General features: G+C 68.5%; 17 protein-coding genes and 2 tRNA genes. 8 read left to right on the top strand and 11 right to left on the bottom strand.

The window, feature by feature from the left end:
* Positions 1-19 precede the first annotated feature (19 nt).
* A complete protein-coding gene (rpmB, locus tag SCNU_RS01420; RefSeq protein ID WP_009677560.1) occupies positions 20-211 on the top strand; it encodes a 50S ribosomal protein L28 in 192 nt (63 codons plus the stop codon).
* A gap of 147 nt (positions 212-358) precedes the next feature.
* A complete protein-coding gene (locus SCNU_RS01415) occupies positions 359-1,147 on the top strand; it encodes an enoyl-CoA hydratase/isomerase family protein (RefSeq protein WP_040517416.1) in 789 nt (262 codons plus the stop codon).
* Between the two features lie 8 nt (positions 1,148-1,155).
* Here SCNU_RS01415 and SCNU_RS01410 read toward each other — a convergent pair whose 3' ends face one another.
* The 3 genes from SCNU_RS01410 to thiL are packed head-to-tail and all read right to left on the bottom strand — an operon-like array spanning position 1,156 to position 3,364.
* On the bottom strand, positions 1,156-1,833 hold the full coding sequence (locus tag SCNU_RS01410; protein ID WP_009677558.1) for a uracil-DNA glycosylase: 678 nt from the start codon (positions 1,831-1,833) through the stop codon (positions 1,156-1,158).
* Positions 1,830-2,354 carry a gamma carbonic anhydrase family protein gene (locus tag SCNU_RS01405; RefSeq protein ID WP_009677557.1) on the bottom strand — a complete coding sequence of 175 codons (525 nt, stop codon included), beginning with the start codon at positions 2,352-2,354 and terminating at the stop codon, positions 1,830-1,832. The genes SCNU_RS01410 and SCNU_RS01405 overlap by 4 nt, the downstream gene beginning before the upstream one ends.
* Before the next feature lie 17 nt (positions 2,355-2,371).
* The gene (gene thiL, locus SCNU_RS01400; protein WP_040517415.1) at positions 2,372-3,364 is read right to left on the bottom strand and encodes a thiamine-phosphate kinase; all 993 of its coding nucleotides are present in this window, start codon (positions 3,362-3,364) and stop codon (positions 2,372-2,374) included.
* An 80-nt stretch (positions 3,365-3,444) separates the two neighbouring features.
* On the opposite strand from thiL, the gene SCNU_RS01395 reads away from it, so the two are divergent.
* The gene (locus SCNU_RS01395) at positions 3,445-4,050 is read left to right on the top strand and encodes a DUF3515 domain-containing protein (protein WP_009677555.1); all 606 of its coding nucleotides are present in this window, start codon (positions 3,445-3,447) and stop codon (positions 4,048-4,050) included.
* A gap of 13 nt (positions 4,051-4,063) precedes the next feature.
* Here the strand turns inward: SCNU_RS01395 and SCNU_RS01390 are convergent, their stop codons facing one another.
* Entirely contained in the window at positions 4,064-5,074 is a 1,011-nt protein-coding gene (locus SCNU_RS01390) for an NAD(P)H-dependent glycerol-3-phosphate dehydrogenase (RefSeq protein WP_040517310.1), read from the bottom strand.
* 136 nt (positions 5,075-5,210) lie between these two features.
* On the opposite strand from SCNU_RS01390, the gene cofC reads away from it, so the two are divergent.
* The 3 genes from cofC to SCNU_RS01375 are packed head-to-tail and all read left to right on the top strand — an operon-like array spanning position 5,211 to position 9,060.
* Positions 5,211-5,933 (top strand): 2-phospho-L-lactate guanylyltransferase, encoded by a 723-nt coding sequence (cofC, locus tag SCNU_RS01385; protein ID WP_238526270.1) that lies wholly within the window; start codon positions 5,211-5,213, stop codon positions 5,931-5,933.
* A 14-nt stretch (positions 5,934-5,947) separates the two neighbouring features.
* On the top strand, positions 5,948-8,155 hold the full coding sequence (locus tag SCNU_RS01380; protein ID WP_009677552.1) for an RNA degradosome polyphosphate kinase: 2,208 nt from the start codon (positions 5,948-5,950) through the stop codon (positions 8,153-8,155).
* Positions 8,155-9,060, top strand: coding sequence for an NUDIX hydrolase (locus SCNU_RS01375; RefSeq protein WP_009677551.1), 906 nt, complete (start codon positions 8,155-8,157; stop codon positions 9,058-9,060). Before SCNU_RS01380 ends, SCNU_RS01375 begins: the two co-directional genes overlap by 1 nt.
* 97 nt (positions 9,061-9,157) lie before the next feature.
* Here SCNU_RS01375 and SCNU_RS01370 read toward each other — a convergent pair whose 3' ends face one another.
* The 3 genes from SCNU_RS01370 to leuC all read right to left on the bottom strand — a co-directional run bounded on the left by SCNU_RS01370 (position 9,158) and on the right by leuC (position 12,116).
* Positions 9,158-9,877, bottom strand: coding sequence for an HU family DNA-binding protein (locus tag SCNU_RS01370; RefSeq protein ID WP_009677550.1), 720 nt, complete (start codon positions 9,875-9,877; stop codon positions 9,158-9,160).
* A gap of 185 nt (positions 9,878-10,062) precedes the next feature.
* Complete coding sequence (gene leuD / locus SCNU_RS01365) at positions 10,063-10,653, bottom strand: 3-isopropylmalate dehydratase small subunit (RefSeq protein ID WP_009677549.1); 591 nt, start codon at positions 10,651-10,653, stop codon at positions 10,063-10,065.
* A gap of 26 nt (positions 10,654-10,679) precedes the next feature.
* Positions 10,680-12,116, bottom strand: a complete 1,437-nt coding sequence (leuC, locus tag SCNU_RS01360) for a 3-isopropylmalate dehydratase large subunit (RefSeq protein ID WP_009677548.1) — start codon at positions 12,114-12,116, stop codon at positions 10,680-10,682.
* Between the two features lie 135 nt (positions 12,117-12,251).
* Here leuC and SCNU_RS01355 point away from each other — a divergent pair, with 135 nt between their 5' ends.
* Entirely contained in the window at positions 12,252-12,971 is a 720-nt protein-coding gene (locus tag SCNU_RS01355) for an IclR family transcriptional regulator (protein ID WP_040517308.1), read from the top strand.
* A gap of 44 nt (positions 12,972-13,015) precedes the next feature.
* Positions 13,016-13,516 (top strand): pyridoxamine 5'-phosphate oxidase family protein, encoded by a 501-nt coding sequence (locus SCNU_RS01350; RefSeq protein WP_009677546.1) that lies wholly within the window; start codon positions 13,016-13,018, stop codon positions 13,514-13,516.
* A gap of 89 nt (positions 13,517-13,605) precedes the next feature.
* On the opposite strand, the gene SCNU_RS01345 is transcribed toward SCNU_RS01350, so the two are convergent.
* The 4 genes from SCNU_RS01345 to gltX form a co-directional block, all read right to left on the bottom strand.
* Positions 13,606-14,382, bottom strand: coding sequence for a DUF2510 domain-containing protein (locus SCNU_RS01345; RefSeq protein WP_009677545.1), 777 nt, complete (start codon positions 14,380-14,382; stop codon positions 13,606-13,608).
* Positions 14,383-14,744: 362 nt separating this feature from the next.
* Positions 14,745-14,817: transfer RNA gene (locus SCNU_RS01340), tRNA-Glu, on the bottom strand.
* A 54-nt stretch (positions 14,818-14,871) separates the two neighbouring features.
* Positions 14,872-14,943, bottom strand: a tRNA-Gln gene (locus SCNU_RS01335).
* A gap of 138 nt (positions 14,944-15,081) precedes the next feature.
* Complete coding sequence (gene gltX, locus SCNU_RS01330; RefSeq protein WP_009677544.1) at positions 15,082-16,578, bottom strand: glutamate--tRNA ligase; 1,497 nt, start codon at positions 16,576-16,578, stop codon at positions 15,082-15,084.
* Between the last annotated feature and the right edge of the window lie 3 nt (positions 16,579-16,581).

The raw sequence follows: 16,581 nt of genomic DNA, 5'->3' as shown, positions 1-16,581 counted from the left end.
CTACCAAGGGAGTTCGATCATGGCTGCCGTCTGTGACGTTTGTGGCAAGGGCCCCGGCTTCGGCAAGTCGGTCTCGCACTCGCATCGGCGCACCAACCGCCGCTGGAACCCGAACATCCAGTCTGTGCGTGTCGAGGTCGCCCCGGGCAACAAGAAGCGCCAGAACGTGTGCACCTCGTGCCTGAAGGCGGGCAAGACCGTCAAGGCCTGAGCGCTCAACGCTTGACCTGATCGCCGTCCGGCATTGCCGGGCGGCGATTTCGTCGTCTCCGGGGTCGCCACCGTCGAACCGCTGATCAGCACCGGACTCCCCCCGTCGGAGTTCCGCGTGACCGAGCGTTCCGTAAAGTACTCGGGTATGGCTTCTGATCTCATCTACGTCGACGACGACGGCGTCCTGAACCTCACCGTTTCCACAAGCGATGCCGGCACCGCACTCGACCACGACCTGGTCCTCGAGGGCCGCGAGGCGCTGCGCGCGGTGACCCGCGGCAAGCTCGACGCCGGCGCCGTACTGCTGCGCGGAGCGGGCAAGAACTTCTGCGCGGGCGGCAACGTCGCCGCGTTCGCCGCGGCCGACGATCGCGGTGACTACCTGCGCGGGCTGGCCGACGATCTGCACTCCACGATCGAATTCCTCTACGAGAGCGAACTCCCCGTGGTCGCCGCGGTCAAGGGCTGGGCCGCCGGCGCCGGCATGAGTCTGGTGCTGCACGCCGACATCGCGATCGGCGGCACCGCGACGAAGCTGCGCCCGGCATACCCCGGAATCGGCCTCTCGCCGGACGGCGGGATGTCGTGGCTGCTTCCGCGCGCGGTCGGCGCCGCCCGCGCGCGGCACATCATCATGACCGATCAGATCCTGGCCGCCGACCGTGCACTCGAACTCGGCATCCTCTCCGAGCTCGTCGACGACGACGCCGTCGAACAGGCCGCACACGCGACCGCAGTGAAGCTGGCCTCCGGTCCGCGCGGCTCGTACACCGCGATCCGCCGGCTGCTGCATCGGAGCGCCACCAGCACTCTCGCCGATCAGCTCACGGCCGAAGCCGCCTCGATCTCGGCGCTCAGCACGACGCCGGAAGGGGTCGAGGGCGTCGACGCCTTCCTGGCCAAGCGCGCGCCGGACTACCGCGGCGTGCGGTAGCCCGTCGATCAGGGCAGGCGCCAGTCGACGGGATCGCCGCCGAGGTCGAGCAGTTCCTCGTTGGCGCGGGAGAACGGTTTCGACCCGAAGAAGCCGCGAGACGCCGACAGCGGCGACGGATGCGCGGATTCGATCACCGGGATGTCCGGCAGCCATTTCACCAGCTGTCGCGCATCGTTGCCCCACAGGATCGCGACCATCGGCTCATCGCGGGCGGCGAGCGCCTTGATCGCGCATTCGGTGACTTGCTCCCAGCCCTTGTTGCGGTGCGACGCGGGCTCGCCGGGCATCACCGTCAGAACCCGGTTCAGCAGCAGCACGCCCTGCTCGGTCCACGGCGTCAGGTCGCCGTTGGTCGGCCGGGGATAGCCGAGGTCCTCGCAGTACTCGTTGTAGATGTTCTGCAACGACCGCGGGATCGGCCGCACGTCGGGTGCGACGGAGAAGCTGAGCCCGACGGCGTGGCCCGGCGTCGGATAGGGATCCTGCCCGACGATCAGCACGCGCACGTCGTCGAACGGCTGGCTGAACGCACGGAGCACGTTCTGTCCGGCCGGCAGATAGCGGCGGCCCGCCGCGTTCTCCGCGCGGAGGAACTCCCCCATCTGCGCGACGACGCCCTCGACCGGCGCCAGCGCCTGCGCCCAACCCGGATCGACGAGCTCCGACAGCGGCTTCGCGCTCACGCGTCGAGCCGCCGGAGGTTCGCGCGATAGTACTGCCCGTTCTGGAAGTACAGTTCGGTGTTCTGTTCGAGGTGGCCCTCCGGGACCTGATGCCCCTCCCGTACCTTCGCGGGCACGCCGAGCGCCATCGAGCGCTCCGGCACGGTGAATCCGTACGACACCACCGCGCCCGCGCCGATCACCGACCCGGAGCCGATCACCGATCGGTTGAGCACCACCGAGCCCGACGCGATCAGGCAGTCGTCGCCGATCGTCGAGCCCTCGATGTGCGCATTGTGCCCGACCACGCAGCCCGCACCGATCACCGTGGGTTCGGTGAACGTGCAGTGGATGACGGTGCCGTCCTGGATGTTGGTGCGGGCACCGACCGTGATGGTCCCGTAGTCGCCGCGGAGCACCGCACCCGGCCAGACCGAGACTCCGTCGCCGAGGGTCACCGCGCCGATGACGGTGGCGTCGGGGTGGATGAACACGTCCTTGCCGAGTACCGGCTCGCGATCGCCGAGTGCATAGACAGCCATGTGACGATCTAATCAGGTCACACGTCGGTGAACGACTGCCACCCGCGGATCTCGCCGACCGGCACGCCGTCCACACGGGCCCCGGCCTCGTCCCCGATCGTCCCGCCCACCGACACCTCACCGATCACCGTCCATCCGGCGGGCACGTGCGCGGGCTCGAAGGCCGCGAGCAGTTCGTGCTCCTCACCTCCGGCGAGCGCCCATCGCGCCGGGTCGACGCCGAGGGCCGCGCCCAGCTCCGACAGCCCGCTCGCCTGCGGCACCGCCGACGACTGCACGTCCAGCCGGACCTGCGAGGCCCCCGACATGGTGATGAGCTCCTCCACCAGGCCGTCGGACACGTCGGTCATGGCGTGGGCCCCGGCGACGGCGGCCACTCGACCCTGCGACAGGTCCGGGGCGGGCAGCCGGTACGCCGCGACCAGGTCGGCGAACTGCTCGAGAAGCCCCGGATCGGCGCCGTGCTCGACGGCCGACAGCGCCGCGAGCCCGCCCGCCGGCCCGCCGAGCGGTCCGCTCACCGCGAGCACGTCACCGGCGATCGCGCCGACCAGTGCGACCGCCGCGGTGCCCTCGAGCACGCCCAGCGAGGTCACGGTCAGCACGACCTCTGCCGAGGAGACGAGGTCGCCGCCGAGCACGCGGGCGCCGTATCGATGGCTCTGCTCGACGATGCCCGCGTTGAGTTCGAGGACCCGATCCACCGGCGTCTGCGGCGGGCAGCCGATCGAGACCACCACGCCGGTGAGGACACCGCCCATCGCGGCGATGTCGGCGGCACTCTGGACCACGGCGCGGGCGCCGATCTGCCGCGGGCTCGACCAGTCGAAGCGGAAATGCCTGCCCGCCACCGCGGTGTCGGTGCTGACCACCACCGGCCCGGTGGGGACGAACACCGCGGCGTCGTCGCCGGATCCGATCACCACGTCGCCCGATCCCCCGACGGATCGCGCGGCAGTGGTGAACATCGCGATCAGTTCGCGTTCACCGACTTCACCCACCGTCTTCACGGCGCTGATGCTACCGGGCGCCCGCCGCCGGTCCGCCGGCTGATTTCCGGCCGACACCGCTCATCGACCACACTGGCGGTATGAGCGATGGGACCGAGAAGAAGTCCGCCGAGCTGAAGCCGGCCGACGAGCAGACGTCCGAGACGTCGTCGACGACAAAGGCGGCCGCCGAGAGCGGCTCGCGACTGAGTCCCGCTCTCATCGCCACGCTGGTCGCGATTCCGGTCATGGTGCTCGCGGGTTTCATCACGTACGCCGCCCTCAACTTCTCCTCGAGCGACTCCGAGTCCTCCCCCGTGGAGTCGTACGCCACCTCCGCGGCGGACTCTGCCAAGTGCGCGGCGTTCATCGACCAGCTGCCGGAGAAGCTCGGCGACTTCGGCGACAAGTCGGTCGACGGCACGACCGTCCGCTGGACCAAGCCGGATTCGGATCCGGTGGTGCTGCGCTGCGGCGTGGAACGCCCGGATGAGCTCGCGCCGACGAGCGCCCTGCAGGTGATCAATCCGGTGCAGTGGTTCATGACCGATACGATCGACGGACGCGGTCAGGCCTTCGTCAGCGTCGACCACCGCCCCTACGTGGCCGTGTGGGTCCCGGTCGGTGCGGGCAACGCGCCGATCACCGACGTGTCGGCCCTCATCGAGGCGCACCTGGAGCGGGCACCGCTCGACTTCGGCAAGTAGCCGGACCCAGGCCTCAGGCCGGACCGTAGACCTCGGGCTTGGTGCTGCGGCCGAGGAGCGCGCTGACCATGTCCGGCACCGACATGCCCTCATGGCACACCTGATGAACGGCCTCGGTCAGCGGCATCTCCACCCCGTGGGTCTTCGCCAGGGCGAGCACCGACGAGCACGACTTGACGCCTTCGGCCACTTGCCCGTTGGTGGCGGCCTGGGCCTGCGCCAGGCTCGCGCCCTCACCGAGCCGCGCGCCGAATGTGCGGTTACGCGACAGCGGCGACGAGCATGTCGCGACGAGGTCGCCGATGCCTGCCAGTCCGGCGAGCGTGGTGATGTCGGCGCCGAGTGCCACGCCGAGCCGGATGGTCTCAGCCAGCCCGCGGGTGATGATCGTGGCGAGGGTGTTCTCGCCGAAGCCCATGCCGGACGCCATGCCGCACGCGAGAGCGATGACGTTCTTCGCCGCGCCGCCGATCTCGCAGCCGACGACGTCGACGTTGGTGTAGGGCCGGAAATAGCCGGTGGCGAAGGCCTGCTGCACCCGGACGGCCTGCGCCTCGTCGACGCAGGCGATGACGGTCGCGGCCGGCTGCCCCTGCGCGACTTCCTTCGCGAGATTGGGTCCGGTCAGCACCGCGATCTGCCGTGCCGGGAAGCCGGTCACCTCACCGATGACCTCACTCATCCGTTTGCCCGAACTCGTCTCGACGCCCTTGGCGAGCGAGAGCAGGATCGCGTCCGCGGGCAGATGCGCCCGCCAGCCGACGAGGTTGTCGCGCAACGACTGCGACGGCACCGCGCACACCACGAGTTCGGTGTCGGCCAGCGCCTCCTCGACCGAGCTCACCGCACGCAGGTTCTCGGGCAGCGTGATCCCGGGCAGGTAGTCGCCGTTCTCGTGCCGGGTATTGATCTGCTCCACCAGTTGGGGGCGACGCGCCCAGATCTTGACATCATTGCCCGCGTCGGCGAGTACCTTCGCCACTGCGGTGCCCCAGGAACCGGCACCCATCACCACTGCACGCACGTCGCACTCCTCCGCCCGGATAGAAACTGCGGTCCACCCTATCTCCCGGCCGCGAGCCGCCGAACCGATTGACCGGTGACGCCGCGCGCACGGCCCGACGAGCGATCGGGCCCGCACGTGCTGCACCATGGTGACCATGTCCGTCCCGCCCTCGGTCGCCGTCGTCCTCGCCGTCAAACGTCTGGACGACGCGAAGTCACGGCTGGCGTCGGCGGTGCCGTCGGCCGACCGCCGACGCAGCCTGGTGACCGCGATGCTCACCGACACGCTGGGCGCGGTCCGCGACGCGGGCGTCGACCGGGTGGTCGTGGTGAGCCCCGACCCGAACGTGCACGCGGTCGTCGCCGATCACGGCGCCCTCGCCCTCGACGAGCCCGCCCCCGACGATCCTGGGCTCGACCGGACACCGCTGAACGCCGCGCTCGCACACGGAATCGCCGCCGTCGCACCGGACGCCGAGTTCGTCGCCGCACTCCAGGCCGATCTCGCCGCACTGGACGCCGAGACCCTCGCCGACGCGCTCACCGCCGCGGCCGAGGCGATCGACCGGGGCGCGCCTGCGGCGTTCGTCGCCGATCGCGCGGGCGAGGGCACCTCGATGCTCGTGGTGCGCGCCACGAAGCCGCCGGCTCCGCGGTTCGGACCGATGTCGGCGGCCGCGCACCGGGCTGCGGGCGCCGTCGAACTCGATCCGGGCGGGCTGCGCTGGAACCGTCTGCGCACCGACGTCGACACGCCCGCCGACCTGACGGCGGCGATCGGGCTGGGCGTCGGCCCGGCGACGAGGAGTGCGCTCGCCGCACCTCGACACGCGGACGCCGGAAACCTCTCGGCTGACAGGACAGCGCACTGCCGATAGTCCACAATTGACCCGTGAGTGCCACGGAAGAGATCGAGAACGAATCCCTGACGGCCCTGCCCGCCGCATTGCCCGCCGAGACCGTGGACCCGGACGAGGCGGCGGATCTGCCCGCCGACCGCTACTTCAACCGCGAGCTCAGCTGGCTCGACTTCAACTCGCGCGTGCTGGCGCTCGCCGAGGACGTCTCGCTGCCGTTGCTGGAGCGGGCCAAGTTCCTCGCCATCTTCGCCTCGAACCTGGACGAGTTCTTCATGGTGCGGGTGGCCGGCCTCAAGCGTCGCGATGAGACCGGGCTGTCGGTCCGGTCGGCCGACGGGCGGTCGCCGCGCGAGCAATTGCAGATGATCGCGCTGCGTTCGCAGAAGATCGCCGACCGGCACGCCCGCGTGTTCCGCGACTCGGTGGCCCCGGCGCTGACGGGCGAGAACATCCGGATCATCGGCTGGGACGACCTCACGGCCGTGCAGCGGGTGCGGATGCAGGCGCACTTCCACAACGAGTTGTTCCCGGTCCTGACGCCGCTGGCCGTCGACCCCGCACATCCCTTCCCGTACATCTCCGGGCTCAGTCTGAACCTGGCGGTGACCGTGCGGGACCGGTCGGACGGCGGATCGCCGAGCAATTACGGCGGCGAGCACTTCGCGCGCGTGAAGGTGCCCGACAACGTCAGCCGGTTCGTCCGCGTCGATCAGCTGGCGCCGTCCGGCGACCCGGACGACGACGGTCCCCGGCCTGCACTGTTCCTCCCGGTCGAGAACCTGATCGCCGCGAATCTGTCGGAGCTGTTCCCCGGCATGGAGATCGTGGAGCACCACGTGTTCCGGGTGACCCGCAACGCCGATTTCGAGGTCGACGAGGACCGCGACGAGGATCTGCTGCAGGCGCTCGAACGGGAACTCGCTCGCCGCCGATTCGGCTCCCCGGTGCGACTCGAGGTCGGCGACGACATGACCGAGCACATGCTGGAGCTGCTGCTGCGCGAGCTCGACGTCGATCCCGCCGACGTGATCCAGGTTCCGGGCCTGCTCGACCTGACCTGCCTGTGGCAGATCTACGGGCTCGACCGCCCCCAGCTGAAGGAGCGCCCGGTGGTGCCCGCCACGCACCCGGCCTTCGGTGAGCGCGAGACGCCGAAGAGCATCTTCGCCACTCTGCGCGACGGTGACGTCCTGGTGCATCATCCGTACGATTCGTTCTCCACCAGCGTTCAGCGGTTCATCGAACAGGCCGCAGCCGATCCGCAGGTGCTCGCGATCAAGCAGACCCTGTACCGCACCTCCGGCGACTCCCCCATCGTCAACGCGCTGATCGACGCCGCCGCGGCGGGCAAGCAGGTCGTCGCGCTCGTCGAACTGAAAGCGCGCTTCGACGAGCAGGCGAACATCAAGTGGGCCCGCAAACTCGAGCAGGCCGGAGTGCACGTCGTATACGGCCTGGTCGGGTTGAAGACCCATTGCAAGACCTGTCTGGTGATCCGCCGCGAGGGGCCGGCACTGCGCCGCTACTGCCACATCGGCACCGGCAACTACAACCCGAAGACCGCGCGCCTCTACGAGGACGTCGGCCTGTTCACCGCGGCACCGGAGATCGGCTCGGACCTGACCGATCTGTTCAACACGCTGACCGGCTACTCGCGGAAGCAGGAGTACCGCAACCTGCTGGTGGCGCCGCACGGCATCCGAACCGGGATCATCGACCGGATCGACGCGGAGATCGCCGCGCACCGTGCCGGAGACACCGCCGCCCGGATCCGGTTGAAGGCCAACGCCCTCGTCGACGAGCAGGTGGTCGACGCGCTGTATCGGGCCTCGCAGGCCGGTGTGCCCGTCGAGGTGGTCGTGCGCGGAATCTGCGCGCTGCGCCCCGGCGTCGAAGGGCTCAGCGAGAACATCGTCGTCCGGTCGATTCTCGGGCAGTTCCTCGAGCACTCGCGCATTCTGCAGTTCGGTGCACAGGACGAGTACTGGATCGGCAGCGCGGACATGATGCACCGCAATCTCGACCGCCGCGTCGAGGTGATGGTCCAGGTCCGCGACCGTAGACTCACCGCCGATCTGGAGGACATCTTCGAGTCCGCGCTGGACCCGCGCACCCGCTGCTGGGAACTGCGGCCGGACGGCACCTGGGAGGCCCAGCCCGCCGCAGGCGAGCAGGTCCGAGATCACCAGCGGCAGATGATGACCCGCCACCGCCACCACGCCGAGCCGGCCGGATCCTGATGAGCCGCCCGACGCGCACGGTGTGGGCCGGCGGCGGCGTCCTGTGGCGGCCGAAACGGTCGGCCGACGTCGAAGTCGCCCTGGTCCACCGGCCCAGGTACGACGACTGGTCGCTGCCCAAGGGCAAAGCCGAACGCGGTGAGATCCTGCCGGTGACCGCGGCGCGCGAGATCGTCGAGGAGACCGGCTACGAGGTCCGGATGGGCCACCATCTCCGGACGGTCGGCTACCGCCTCGGGTCCGGCGCACCCAAGCGCGTCGGTTACTGGTCCGTCGAAGCGGTCGGCGGCGGCTTCGCGGCGAGTCGCGAGTGCGACGATCTGACGTGGCTGCCGGTGTCCGACGCCATCGAGAAGGTCAGTTACGAGGCGGACCGGGATGTACTGCACACCTTCGCGTCCCGGCCGGTCCGCGAACTGCACACGCTGATCGTCGTGCGTCACGCGTCGGCCGGTGCCCGCGAGGACTTCGACGGCGACGACCGTCGACGGCCGCTCGACGCATGCGGTGTCCGGCAGTCCGGCGCGCTCCGGGAACTGCTCGCCCTGTTCGGTGCGCATCGTCTGCACGCGGCCGACCGCACGCGCTGTGTACAGACGTTGACCCCGCTGGCGGAGCAGTTGCGAACCGAGGTGAAACTGGAGCCGACGCTGTCCGAGGAGGCCTTCGACGCCGACCCCGACGCCGCCTACGACCGCCTCCGGAAACTCGGCGGCAAGACCGGGTCCATCCACGCGATCTGCAGCCAGGGCGGAGTGATACCGCCGGTGCTCAGGCGATGGGCCAAAGCCGACGGCGTCGCCCTGCCCGACGCCGAGAACCGCAAGGGCAGCGTGTGGGTGCTCACCACCCGTGACGGCGAGTTGACCGCCGCGGACCACATCGCGGCCCCGCTCGCCGGCTGACGGCCGAGGCAGACGCCGACGCACTTCGGCCCCCGCCCGCATCGTGCAGGCAGGGGCCGAAGCGCGTAGATACCCTTTGGCGGCAGGTGGATTCTCCTCAGCTATCGGACTCCTTCTTCGACGTCGCCTTCTTCGCCGGGGTCTTCTTGGCAGCGGTCGTCTTCTTCGCGGCGGTCGTGGTCTTCTTGGCCGCTTCCTTCTTGGCCGGGGCCGCCTTCTTGGCAGCCGTGGTCTTCTTCGCCGCCGTGGTCTTCTTCGCGGCGGTCGTGGTCTTCTTCGCTGCCGTCTTCTTGGCGGCCGTCGTCGGAGCTGCGGTCTTCTTCGCTGCCGTCTTCTTGGCCGCCGTCGTCTTCTTCGCCGCAGTCGTGGTCTTCTTGGCCGCGGCAGTCTTCTTGGCGGGAGTCGACGTGGCCGCGGTCGCCTTCTTCGCCGGAGTCGACTTCTTCGCAGCGGTCTTCTTCGCCGGCGCCGACTTCTTCGCGGGGGCCGCGGACTCGGCCGAAGCACGCTTCACCGCAGGCTGTCCCGACTTCAGCTTCTGCTTGCCGGAGACGATCGCCTTGAACTGCGCACCCGGCCGGAACGCCGGGATCGACGTGGCCTTGACCTTGACTGTCTCGCCAGTGCGCGGATTGCGAGCCACCCGCGCGGCGCGGCGGCGCTTCTCGAAGACGCCGAACCCGGTGATCGTCACACTCTCGCCCTTGTTGACGGCGCGAACGATGGTGTCGATCACCTGCTCGACGAAGTTGGTGGCGGTCTTCCTATCCGCATCGAGCCTTTTCGTGAGTTCCTCGATGAGTTCTGCTTTGTTCATCCGTACCTCCGCAGGATTTGCACTGGCCGGGCGTGCCAGCTAATCCACACGGTAAACGGGTTGCCGCGCAAAATAAGCCAACCAGCGCAAATTCACATGAGAAGTTCGGGCGCAGAACATAACACTCACGGCGAGAATCGAAATCGATTCTCGCCGTGAGTGTCCCGATTGTCTGTCCGGTTAAGTCACGGAAGAGTCGTCGGTTTGAAGGACGGCCGATGCGATTCGTACTCCGCGATCGCATCGGTCTGGCGGAGGGTGAGCCCGATGTCGTCGAGCCCCTCCATCAGTCGCCAGCGCGTGTAGTCGTCGATCTGCAGCGGCACCACGAGGTCTCCCGCGGTGACCGTGCGGTCCTCGAGACTGACGGTGACTTCGAGACCGGGCTCGGCCTCCAGCCGCTTCCAGATGAGTTCGACGTCCGACTGGTCGACCTGTGCGGCCACCAGTCCGGCCTTGCCGGAGTTGCCGCGGAAGATGTCCGCGAACCGCGACGAGATGACGACGCGGAAGCCGAAGTCCATGAGCGCCCAGACGGCGTGCTCCCGGGACGATCCGGTGCCGAAGTCCGGTCCGGCGACCAGCACCGAGCCGTTGCTCCACGGCTCGTTGTTGAGAATGAAGTCCGGGTCGTTCCGCCAGCCGGCGAAGAGCCCGTCCTCGAAGCCGGTGCGGGTGACCCGCTTCAGGTAGACGGCGGGGATGATCTGGTCGGTGTCGACGTTGCTGCGCTGCAACGGAACTCCGACACCGGTGTGGGTGATGAACGGTTCCATGTCAGGTCCTTGTCCGTGGCTGGGTGCTAGTCGAGGTCGGCGGGGGCGGCGAGGGTTCCGCGCACGGCGGTCGCCGCGGCGACGGCGGGAGACACCAGGTGAGTGCGCCCACCCTTGCCCTGGCGTCCCTCGAAGTTGCGGTTCGACGTCGACGCGCAGCGCTCGCCCGGCGACAGCTGATCGGGGTTCATGCCGAGGCACATCGAGCACCCGGCCATGCGCCATTCGGCGCCTGCCGCCTCGAAGATCTCGCCGAGACCCTCGGCGTCGGCCTGCGCGCGCACCTTCATCGAGCCGGGGACCACCAGCATCCGCATGCCTTCGGCGACCTTGCGGCCCTTGAGCACGTCGGCGACCGCCCGCAGATCCTCGATGCGGCCGTTGGTGCACGAGCCGACGAACACGGTGTCGACCTTCACCTCGCGCAGCGGCATGCCCGGCTGCAGGTCCATGTACTCCAGCGCGCGGGCCGCGGCGAGCGACTCGGTCTCGTCGACGATGTCCGCCGGATCGGGAACGTTCGCACCCAGCGGCAGCCCCTGGCCGGGGTTGGTGCCCCAGGTGACGAACGGCGTCAGCTCGGAGGCGTTGATGTGCACCTCGCGGTCGAACTCGGCGCCCTCGTCGGTCCGCAGCGAGTTCCAGTACTCCACGGCCGCGTCCCAGTCGGCGCCCTGCGGCGCGTGCGGACGGCCCTTGAGGAACTCGTAGGTGATCTCGTCGGGTGCGATCATGCCCGCGCGGGCGCCGGCCTCGATCGACATGTTGCAGATCGTCATCCGGGCCTCCATCGAGAGCTTCTCGATCGCGGCGCCGCGGTACTCCAGGACGTGGCCCTGGCCGCCGCCGGTGCCGATCTCGGCGATGACGGCCAGGATCAGATCCTTGCTCGTGACGCCGTCGGGCAGTTCGCCGTCGACGGTGATCGCCATCGTCTTGAACGGGCGCAGCGACAGCGTCTGCGTGGCCATCACGTGCTCGACCTCGGAGGTGCCGATGCCCATCGCCAGCGCACCGAATGCGCCGTGCGTCGAGGTGTGGCTGTCGCCGCACACGACCGTCATGCCGGGCTGAGTCAGGCCCAGCTGCGGCCCGACGACGTGGACGATGCCCTGCTCGGCGTCGCCCATCGGGTACAGGCGGACACCGAACTCCTCGCAGTTGCGACGGAGCGTCTCCACCTGGAGTGCCGAGACCTGGTCGGCGATCGGACTGAAGATGTCGACCGTCGGGACGTTGTGGTCCTCGGTGGCGATGGTGAGATCGGGACGTCGCAGTTCGCGACCCGCCACGCGAAGACCGTCGAAGGCCTGGGGGCTGGTCACCTCGTGCACCAGGTGCAGGTCGATGTAGATCAGGTCGGGGTTGGTATTGCCGCTCGCATCGGTCTCGCCCGGAACGACGACGTGGTCGTCCCAGACCTTCTCGGCCAGCGTGCGCGGATTTCCGGCGCTCTGCGTCATGAGCTCACTCGCATCTTCTAGTAGTTCCGCTTCGCGCCGAGGGACGCGACCGGGCGGTCCGGGCTGGGGACCGCGTCGGCCGGGCCTGCGCCCCTCGACTTTCAATCTCAGTATTTGGACGGCTAATATCGTCCTATGGGAAAGGATAGCGGAATCGGCGTGCTGGACAAATCCGTGATGATTCTGCACACGGTCGCCCGGCAGCCATGCAACCTCGGCGAGCTGTGCGACGTGACCGGGTTGCCGCGCGCCACCGCGCACCGACTGGCCGTCGGACTGGAGGTGCACCAGCTCGTCGCCCGCGACGAGGCCGGCCGCTGGATCCCCGGCCCCACGCTCGGCCGGTTGGCGGCCACCGCCCGCGACACCGTCCGCGAGGCGGCCCTCATGGTGCTCCCCCGACTGCAGGAGAGCACCGGGGAGTCCGTGCAGCTGTACCGTCGCGAGGGTGCCGACCGCGTGTGCATCGCCGCCGTGGAACCGCCCACCGGACTGCGCGACACGGTGCCCGAGGGCACCCGGCTGCCGATGTCGGCGGGCTCGGCCGCGAAGGTGCTCGCCGCGTGGTCGGACCCCGATACCCTTCGCAGCCTGCTCGCCGACGCCGCGTACTCCGAACGCAGCCTCGCCGAGATCCGCCGCCGCGGATGGGCGCAGAGCGTCGCCGAACGAGCGGCGGGCGTCGCCAGCATCTCCGCTCCGGTTCGCGACGCATCGGGAGCCGTCGTCGCCGCGGTCTCCGTCTCCGGCCCCGTCGACCGGATGGGCCGACGTCCGGGCGATCGCCTGTCCACCGACCTCGTCGCCGCCGCTGACGCGATCAGCGCTCGCCTCAAGGCTCCCGCGCAGATCTGACGCGACACTCCAGAACTCGCGGCCGAGACGATAACGTCACGGGAATGGGAATCAATCAGCGCTCGACGATCGTCATGAGCGACAACGAGATCGAGACGTTCATCAGCAGGCACCGGATCGCGAACCTGGCGACGCAGGGCAAGAACGGCATCCACCTGACCGCCATGTGGTACGGCGTGATCGACGGGGACATCTGGTTCGAGACCAAGGCGAAGTCGCAGAAGATCGTCAACCTCCGGCGAGATCCGAAAGCCACCGTGCTCATCGAGGACGGCGACACCTACGACACCCTCCGCGGCGTGAGCATCGAGGGCGCCGTGGAGATCTTCGACGACCCCGACACCTGCCTCAAGGTCGGCGTCAGCGTCTGGGAACGCTACAACGGTCCCTACAGCGACGACCTGCGACCCGCCGTCGAGGCGATGATGAACAAGCGGGTCGCAGTCCGCCTCGTCCCCTCCCGCATCCGCTCCTGGGATCACCGCAAGCTGGGCCTGCCCTCGATGCCGGTCGCCGGCTCGACCGCGGAATGGCTCAACGACTGACCCTCGCCCCTGCCCGTCGAATGCTTATGCCGTATTCCGTTACCCGATTCGGGTAACGGAATACGGCATAAGCGTTTCGACTGCGGCGGTCAGCCCGCAGTGCCGGTCGATTCGACGAAGTAGGCCGTCGTCGCCAACGCGGTCACGTTGCCACCCATCGTCGTCTCGTAGGTGGTGGAACCGGTCACCTCCACCCAGAGCTCGACCAGATCGTCCTTGACCGTCTCGGCGAACAGACCCGACGTCCCCTCGGTGACCATCGTGTTGATGTCGTACTCGTACTGTCCGACCTGCTCACCGTCGGTGTCCACGCGGATAGTCGACGACCCCGTACCGGAATCCGCCTGTGTCACCCGGCCGTAGACGACGTACAGCTCTCCGACGTGACTGTCGCCGTTCTTGGCTACCAGCTGCCAGTCCCGCGAGGTCGTCGACTGGTAATTGGACTTGTCCGCCACCTTGGACGCGTGGGCCGCACGCGAACTCGCAGCAGCCGACGCGGCCGCCCAATCCACCGTCTCGGAGGGCTCACTGACGGTCACGGGCGAGTCCGCGGTCGACGTCGACGACGAGTTGCTTCGGCCGACGATGACGACGACCGCCGCGAGCGCCGCGATGACCACCATCGCTGCCGCCCCGATCCACGTGGTTCGAGACGTGGCCGACGCACGCCTCCCAGAACCCGCGCCGACCGGTCCGTCAGCGCTCGACGGCGGCGGCGCCCAGAACCGGTCGGTGGGCGGGTCGTTCACGAACCGCGCATCGTCGGTCCACCCTGCGCCGTCCCATCGGCGCAGCAGTTCAGGATCCTCCGGGTCCGGGTACCACCCGGCGGGCGCATTCGGTGGCGGCGGCGAATCACTCATCAGATGTCTCCGATGCGGTACGGCGAAGCGAACTTCGAGATGTTCACTCGACTTGTCGCAATCGACGCTAACGGCTCAGAACACCGGTCGGCCCCGAGTTCGTTCGACCGAGTTCGTTCGGTGGACAGCGGGAAGGGGCCTGTGTGGCGCTTGTGTTGGATGAGCGGGCGGAGCGGGTCGAAACCTCGCGAGGTGGTTGGGTCGGAAGCACTGCCCGCATCCCTCTCAACGCTGAGAGGCTGGCCACAGCGTGGCCCCGACGGGAGTCCGTCGCTTCGCTCCTCCTCGAATCACTCTGTTCGATATACAAATTGAGGAAGGCCCCCGGCTCGCTTAGCGAGCCGGGGGCCTTCCTCAATTTGTAGCCCCGACGGGATTCGAACCCGCGCTACCGCCTTGAGAGGGCGGCGTCCTAGGCCGCTAGACGACGGGGCCCTAGAACAACTCTGTTGAATTGTGAGGCACACAGAATAACATCCGTGTACTTCGCTGGGGTACCAGGACTCGAACCTAGAATGGCGGTACCAGAAACCGCTGTGTTGCCAATTACACCATACCCCAAGGGTTTGACCGGAATTCGTTGGGCTTTGGCTTTGCCGTTCCGCTTCCCTGGCCGGAAAGAACAATACCAACAACCCCCACCCTAAACACAAATCGGCTGGTCAGAGGCGGATTCTCGCCTCCGACCAGCCGCGGTGACTACAGCGAAGCAGACAGTTCGCGTGCCTGACGCAGACGAGCCAGCGACTTCTCACGGCCGAGCAGCTCCATCGACTCGTACAGCGGCGGGCTGACCGCCGCGCCGGTGACACCCACGCGCACCGGACCGAACGCCTTGCGCGGCTTCAGCTCCAGACCGTCGACGAGCGCCGTCTTGAGCGACTCCTCCAGCGTCGGGGTGTCCCAGGTGTCCACCGACTCACAGGCGGCGATAGCGGCGTCCAGAACGGCCGTGGCTTCGCCGCCGAGGTTCTTGCTCACGCTCTTCTCGTCGTATGCGAAATCGTCGTCAGAGACGAACAGGAACTTGATCAGCCCCCAGGCGTCGCCGAGCACCTGGATGCGCGTCTGGACGAGGTCGGCGATCACCGCCCACCGCTCGGCGTCGACGGGTTCCGACAACTGCCCGCCGTCGATGAGGAACTTCTGCAGCCGCGCGGCGAAGTCGGCGGGCTCGAGCCTGCGAAGATGCTCGGCGTTGATCGAGTCGGCCTTCTTCTGATCGAAGCGCGCCGGATTCGAGTTCACGTTCCGGACGTCGAACGCCTCGATCATCTCGTCGAGGGTGAAGATGTCGTGGTCGCCCGAGATCCCCCAGCCCAGCAGTGCGAGGTAGTTGAGCAGACCCTCCGGGATGAAGCCGCGGTCGCGATGATGGAACAGGCTCGACTCCGGGTCGCGCTTGGAGAGCTTCTTGTTGCCCTCCCCCATCACGAACGGCAGGTGACCGAACTCCGGAACCCGGTCGGCGATCCCGAGGCGCATCAGGGCGCGGTACAGCGCGATCTGGCGCGGCGTCGACGACAGCAGGTCCTCGCCGCGGAGCACGTGCGTGATCTTCATCATCGCGTCGTCCACCGGGTTCACCAGCGTATACAGCGGATCGCCGATCACATCCCCCGCCGCACCGCGGGTGAGTGCGAAGTCGGGCACGGTGCCCGCCTTGATGGTCGTGGTGCCGCGGACGAGGTCGTCCCACGTCAAGTCCTCGTCGGGCATCCGCAACCGGATCACCGCCTTGCGGCCCTCGGCACGGAACGCCGCTCGCTGTTCGTCGGTCAGATCGCGGTCGAAGTTGTCGTAGCCGAGCTTCGGATCCCGTCCGGCCGCCTTGTGCCGCGCCTCCACCTCCTCGTTGGTGGAGTACGCCTCGTACGCCTCGCCGGCCTCGAGCAGCTTGGCGACGACGTCGAGATGGATCTGCTTGCGCTCAGACTGGCGGTACGGACCGTAGTCGCCGCCTACCTCCGGTCCCTCGTCCCAATCGAGGCCGAGCCAGCGCAGTGCATCGAGGATCGCGTCGTACGACTCCTGACTGTCACGGGCGGCGTCGGTGTCCTCGATGCGGAAGACGAATGTCCCGCCGACATGGCGGGCCTGCGCGAAGTTGAACAGGGCGGTCCGGGCGAGGCCGACGTGCGGGGTTCCGGTCGGTGACGGACAGAAGCGGACACGAACGTTTTCGGCACTGGTCATGGC

The organism is Gordonia neofelifaecis NRRL B-59395 (assembly GCF_000192435.1).
Classification (GTDB): Bacteria; Actinomycetota; Actinomycetes; order Mycobacteriales; family Mycobacteriaceae; genus Gordonia; species Gordonia neofelifaecis.
The sequence above is the reverse complement of the archived record's forward strand: the minus strand, read 5'-3'. Positions and strand labels throughout refer to the sequence as shown.

Bases quoted from the DNA above. Each gene is read 5' to 3' on its own strand.
- SCNU_RS01350 (WP_009677546.1), top strand. From the start codon at position 13,016: ATGGGAATCAATCAGCGCTCGACGATCGTCATGAGCGACAACGAGATC.
- gltX (WP_009677544.1), bottom strand. From the start codon at position 16,578: ATGACCAGTGCCGAAAACGTTCGTGTCCGCTTCTGTCCGTCACCGACC.
- leuD (WP_009677549.1), bottom strand. From the start codon at position 10,653: ATGGAACCGTTCATCACCCACACCGGTGTCGGAGTTCCGTTGCAGCGC.
- cofC (WP_238526270.1), top strand. From the start codon at position 5,211: ATGTCCGTCCCGCCCTCGGTCGCCGTCGTCCTCGCCGTCAAACGTCTG.
- SCNU_RS01370 (WP_009677550.1), bottom strand. From the start codon at position 9,877: ATGAACAAAGCAGAACTCATCGAGGAACTCACGAAAAGGCTCGATGCG.
- SCNU_RS01345 (WP_009677545.1), bottom strand. From the start codon at position 14,382: ATGAGTGATTCGCCGCCGCCACCGAATGCGCCCGCCGGGTGGTACCCG.
- leuC (WP_009677548.1), bottom strand. From the start codon at position 12,116: ATGACGCAGAGCGCCGGAAATCCGCGCACGCTGGCCGAGAAGGTCTGG.
- SCNU_RS01355 (WP_040517308.1), top strand. From the start codon at position 12,252: ATGGGAAAGGATAGCGGAATCGGCGTGCTGGACAAATCCGTGATGATT.
- SCNU_RS01375 (WP_009677551.1), top strand. From the start codon at position 8,155: ATGAGCCGCCCGACGCGCACGGTGTGGGCCGGCGGCGGCGTCCTGTGG.
- rpmB (WP_009677560.1), top strand. From the start codon at position 20: ATGGCTGCCGTCTGTGACGTTTGTGGCAAGGGCCCCGGCTTCGGCAAG.
- SCNU_RS01405 (WP_009677557.1), bottom strand. From the start codon at position 2,354: ATGGCTGTCTATGCACTCGGCGATCGCGAGCCGGTACTCGGCAAGGAC.
- SCNU_RS01395 (WP_009677555.1), top strand. From the start codon at position 3,445: ATGAGCGATGGGACCGAGAAGAAGTCCGCCGAGCTGAAGCCGGCCGAC.
- SCNU_RS01415 (WP_040517416.1), top strand. From the start codon at position 359: ATGGCTTCTGATCTCATCTACGTCGACGACGACGGCGTCCTGAACCTC.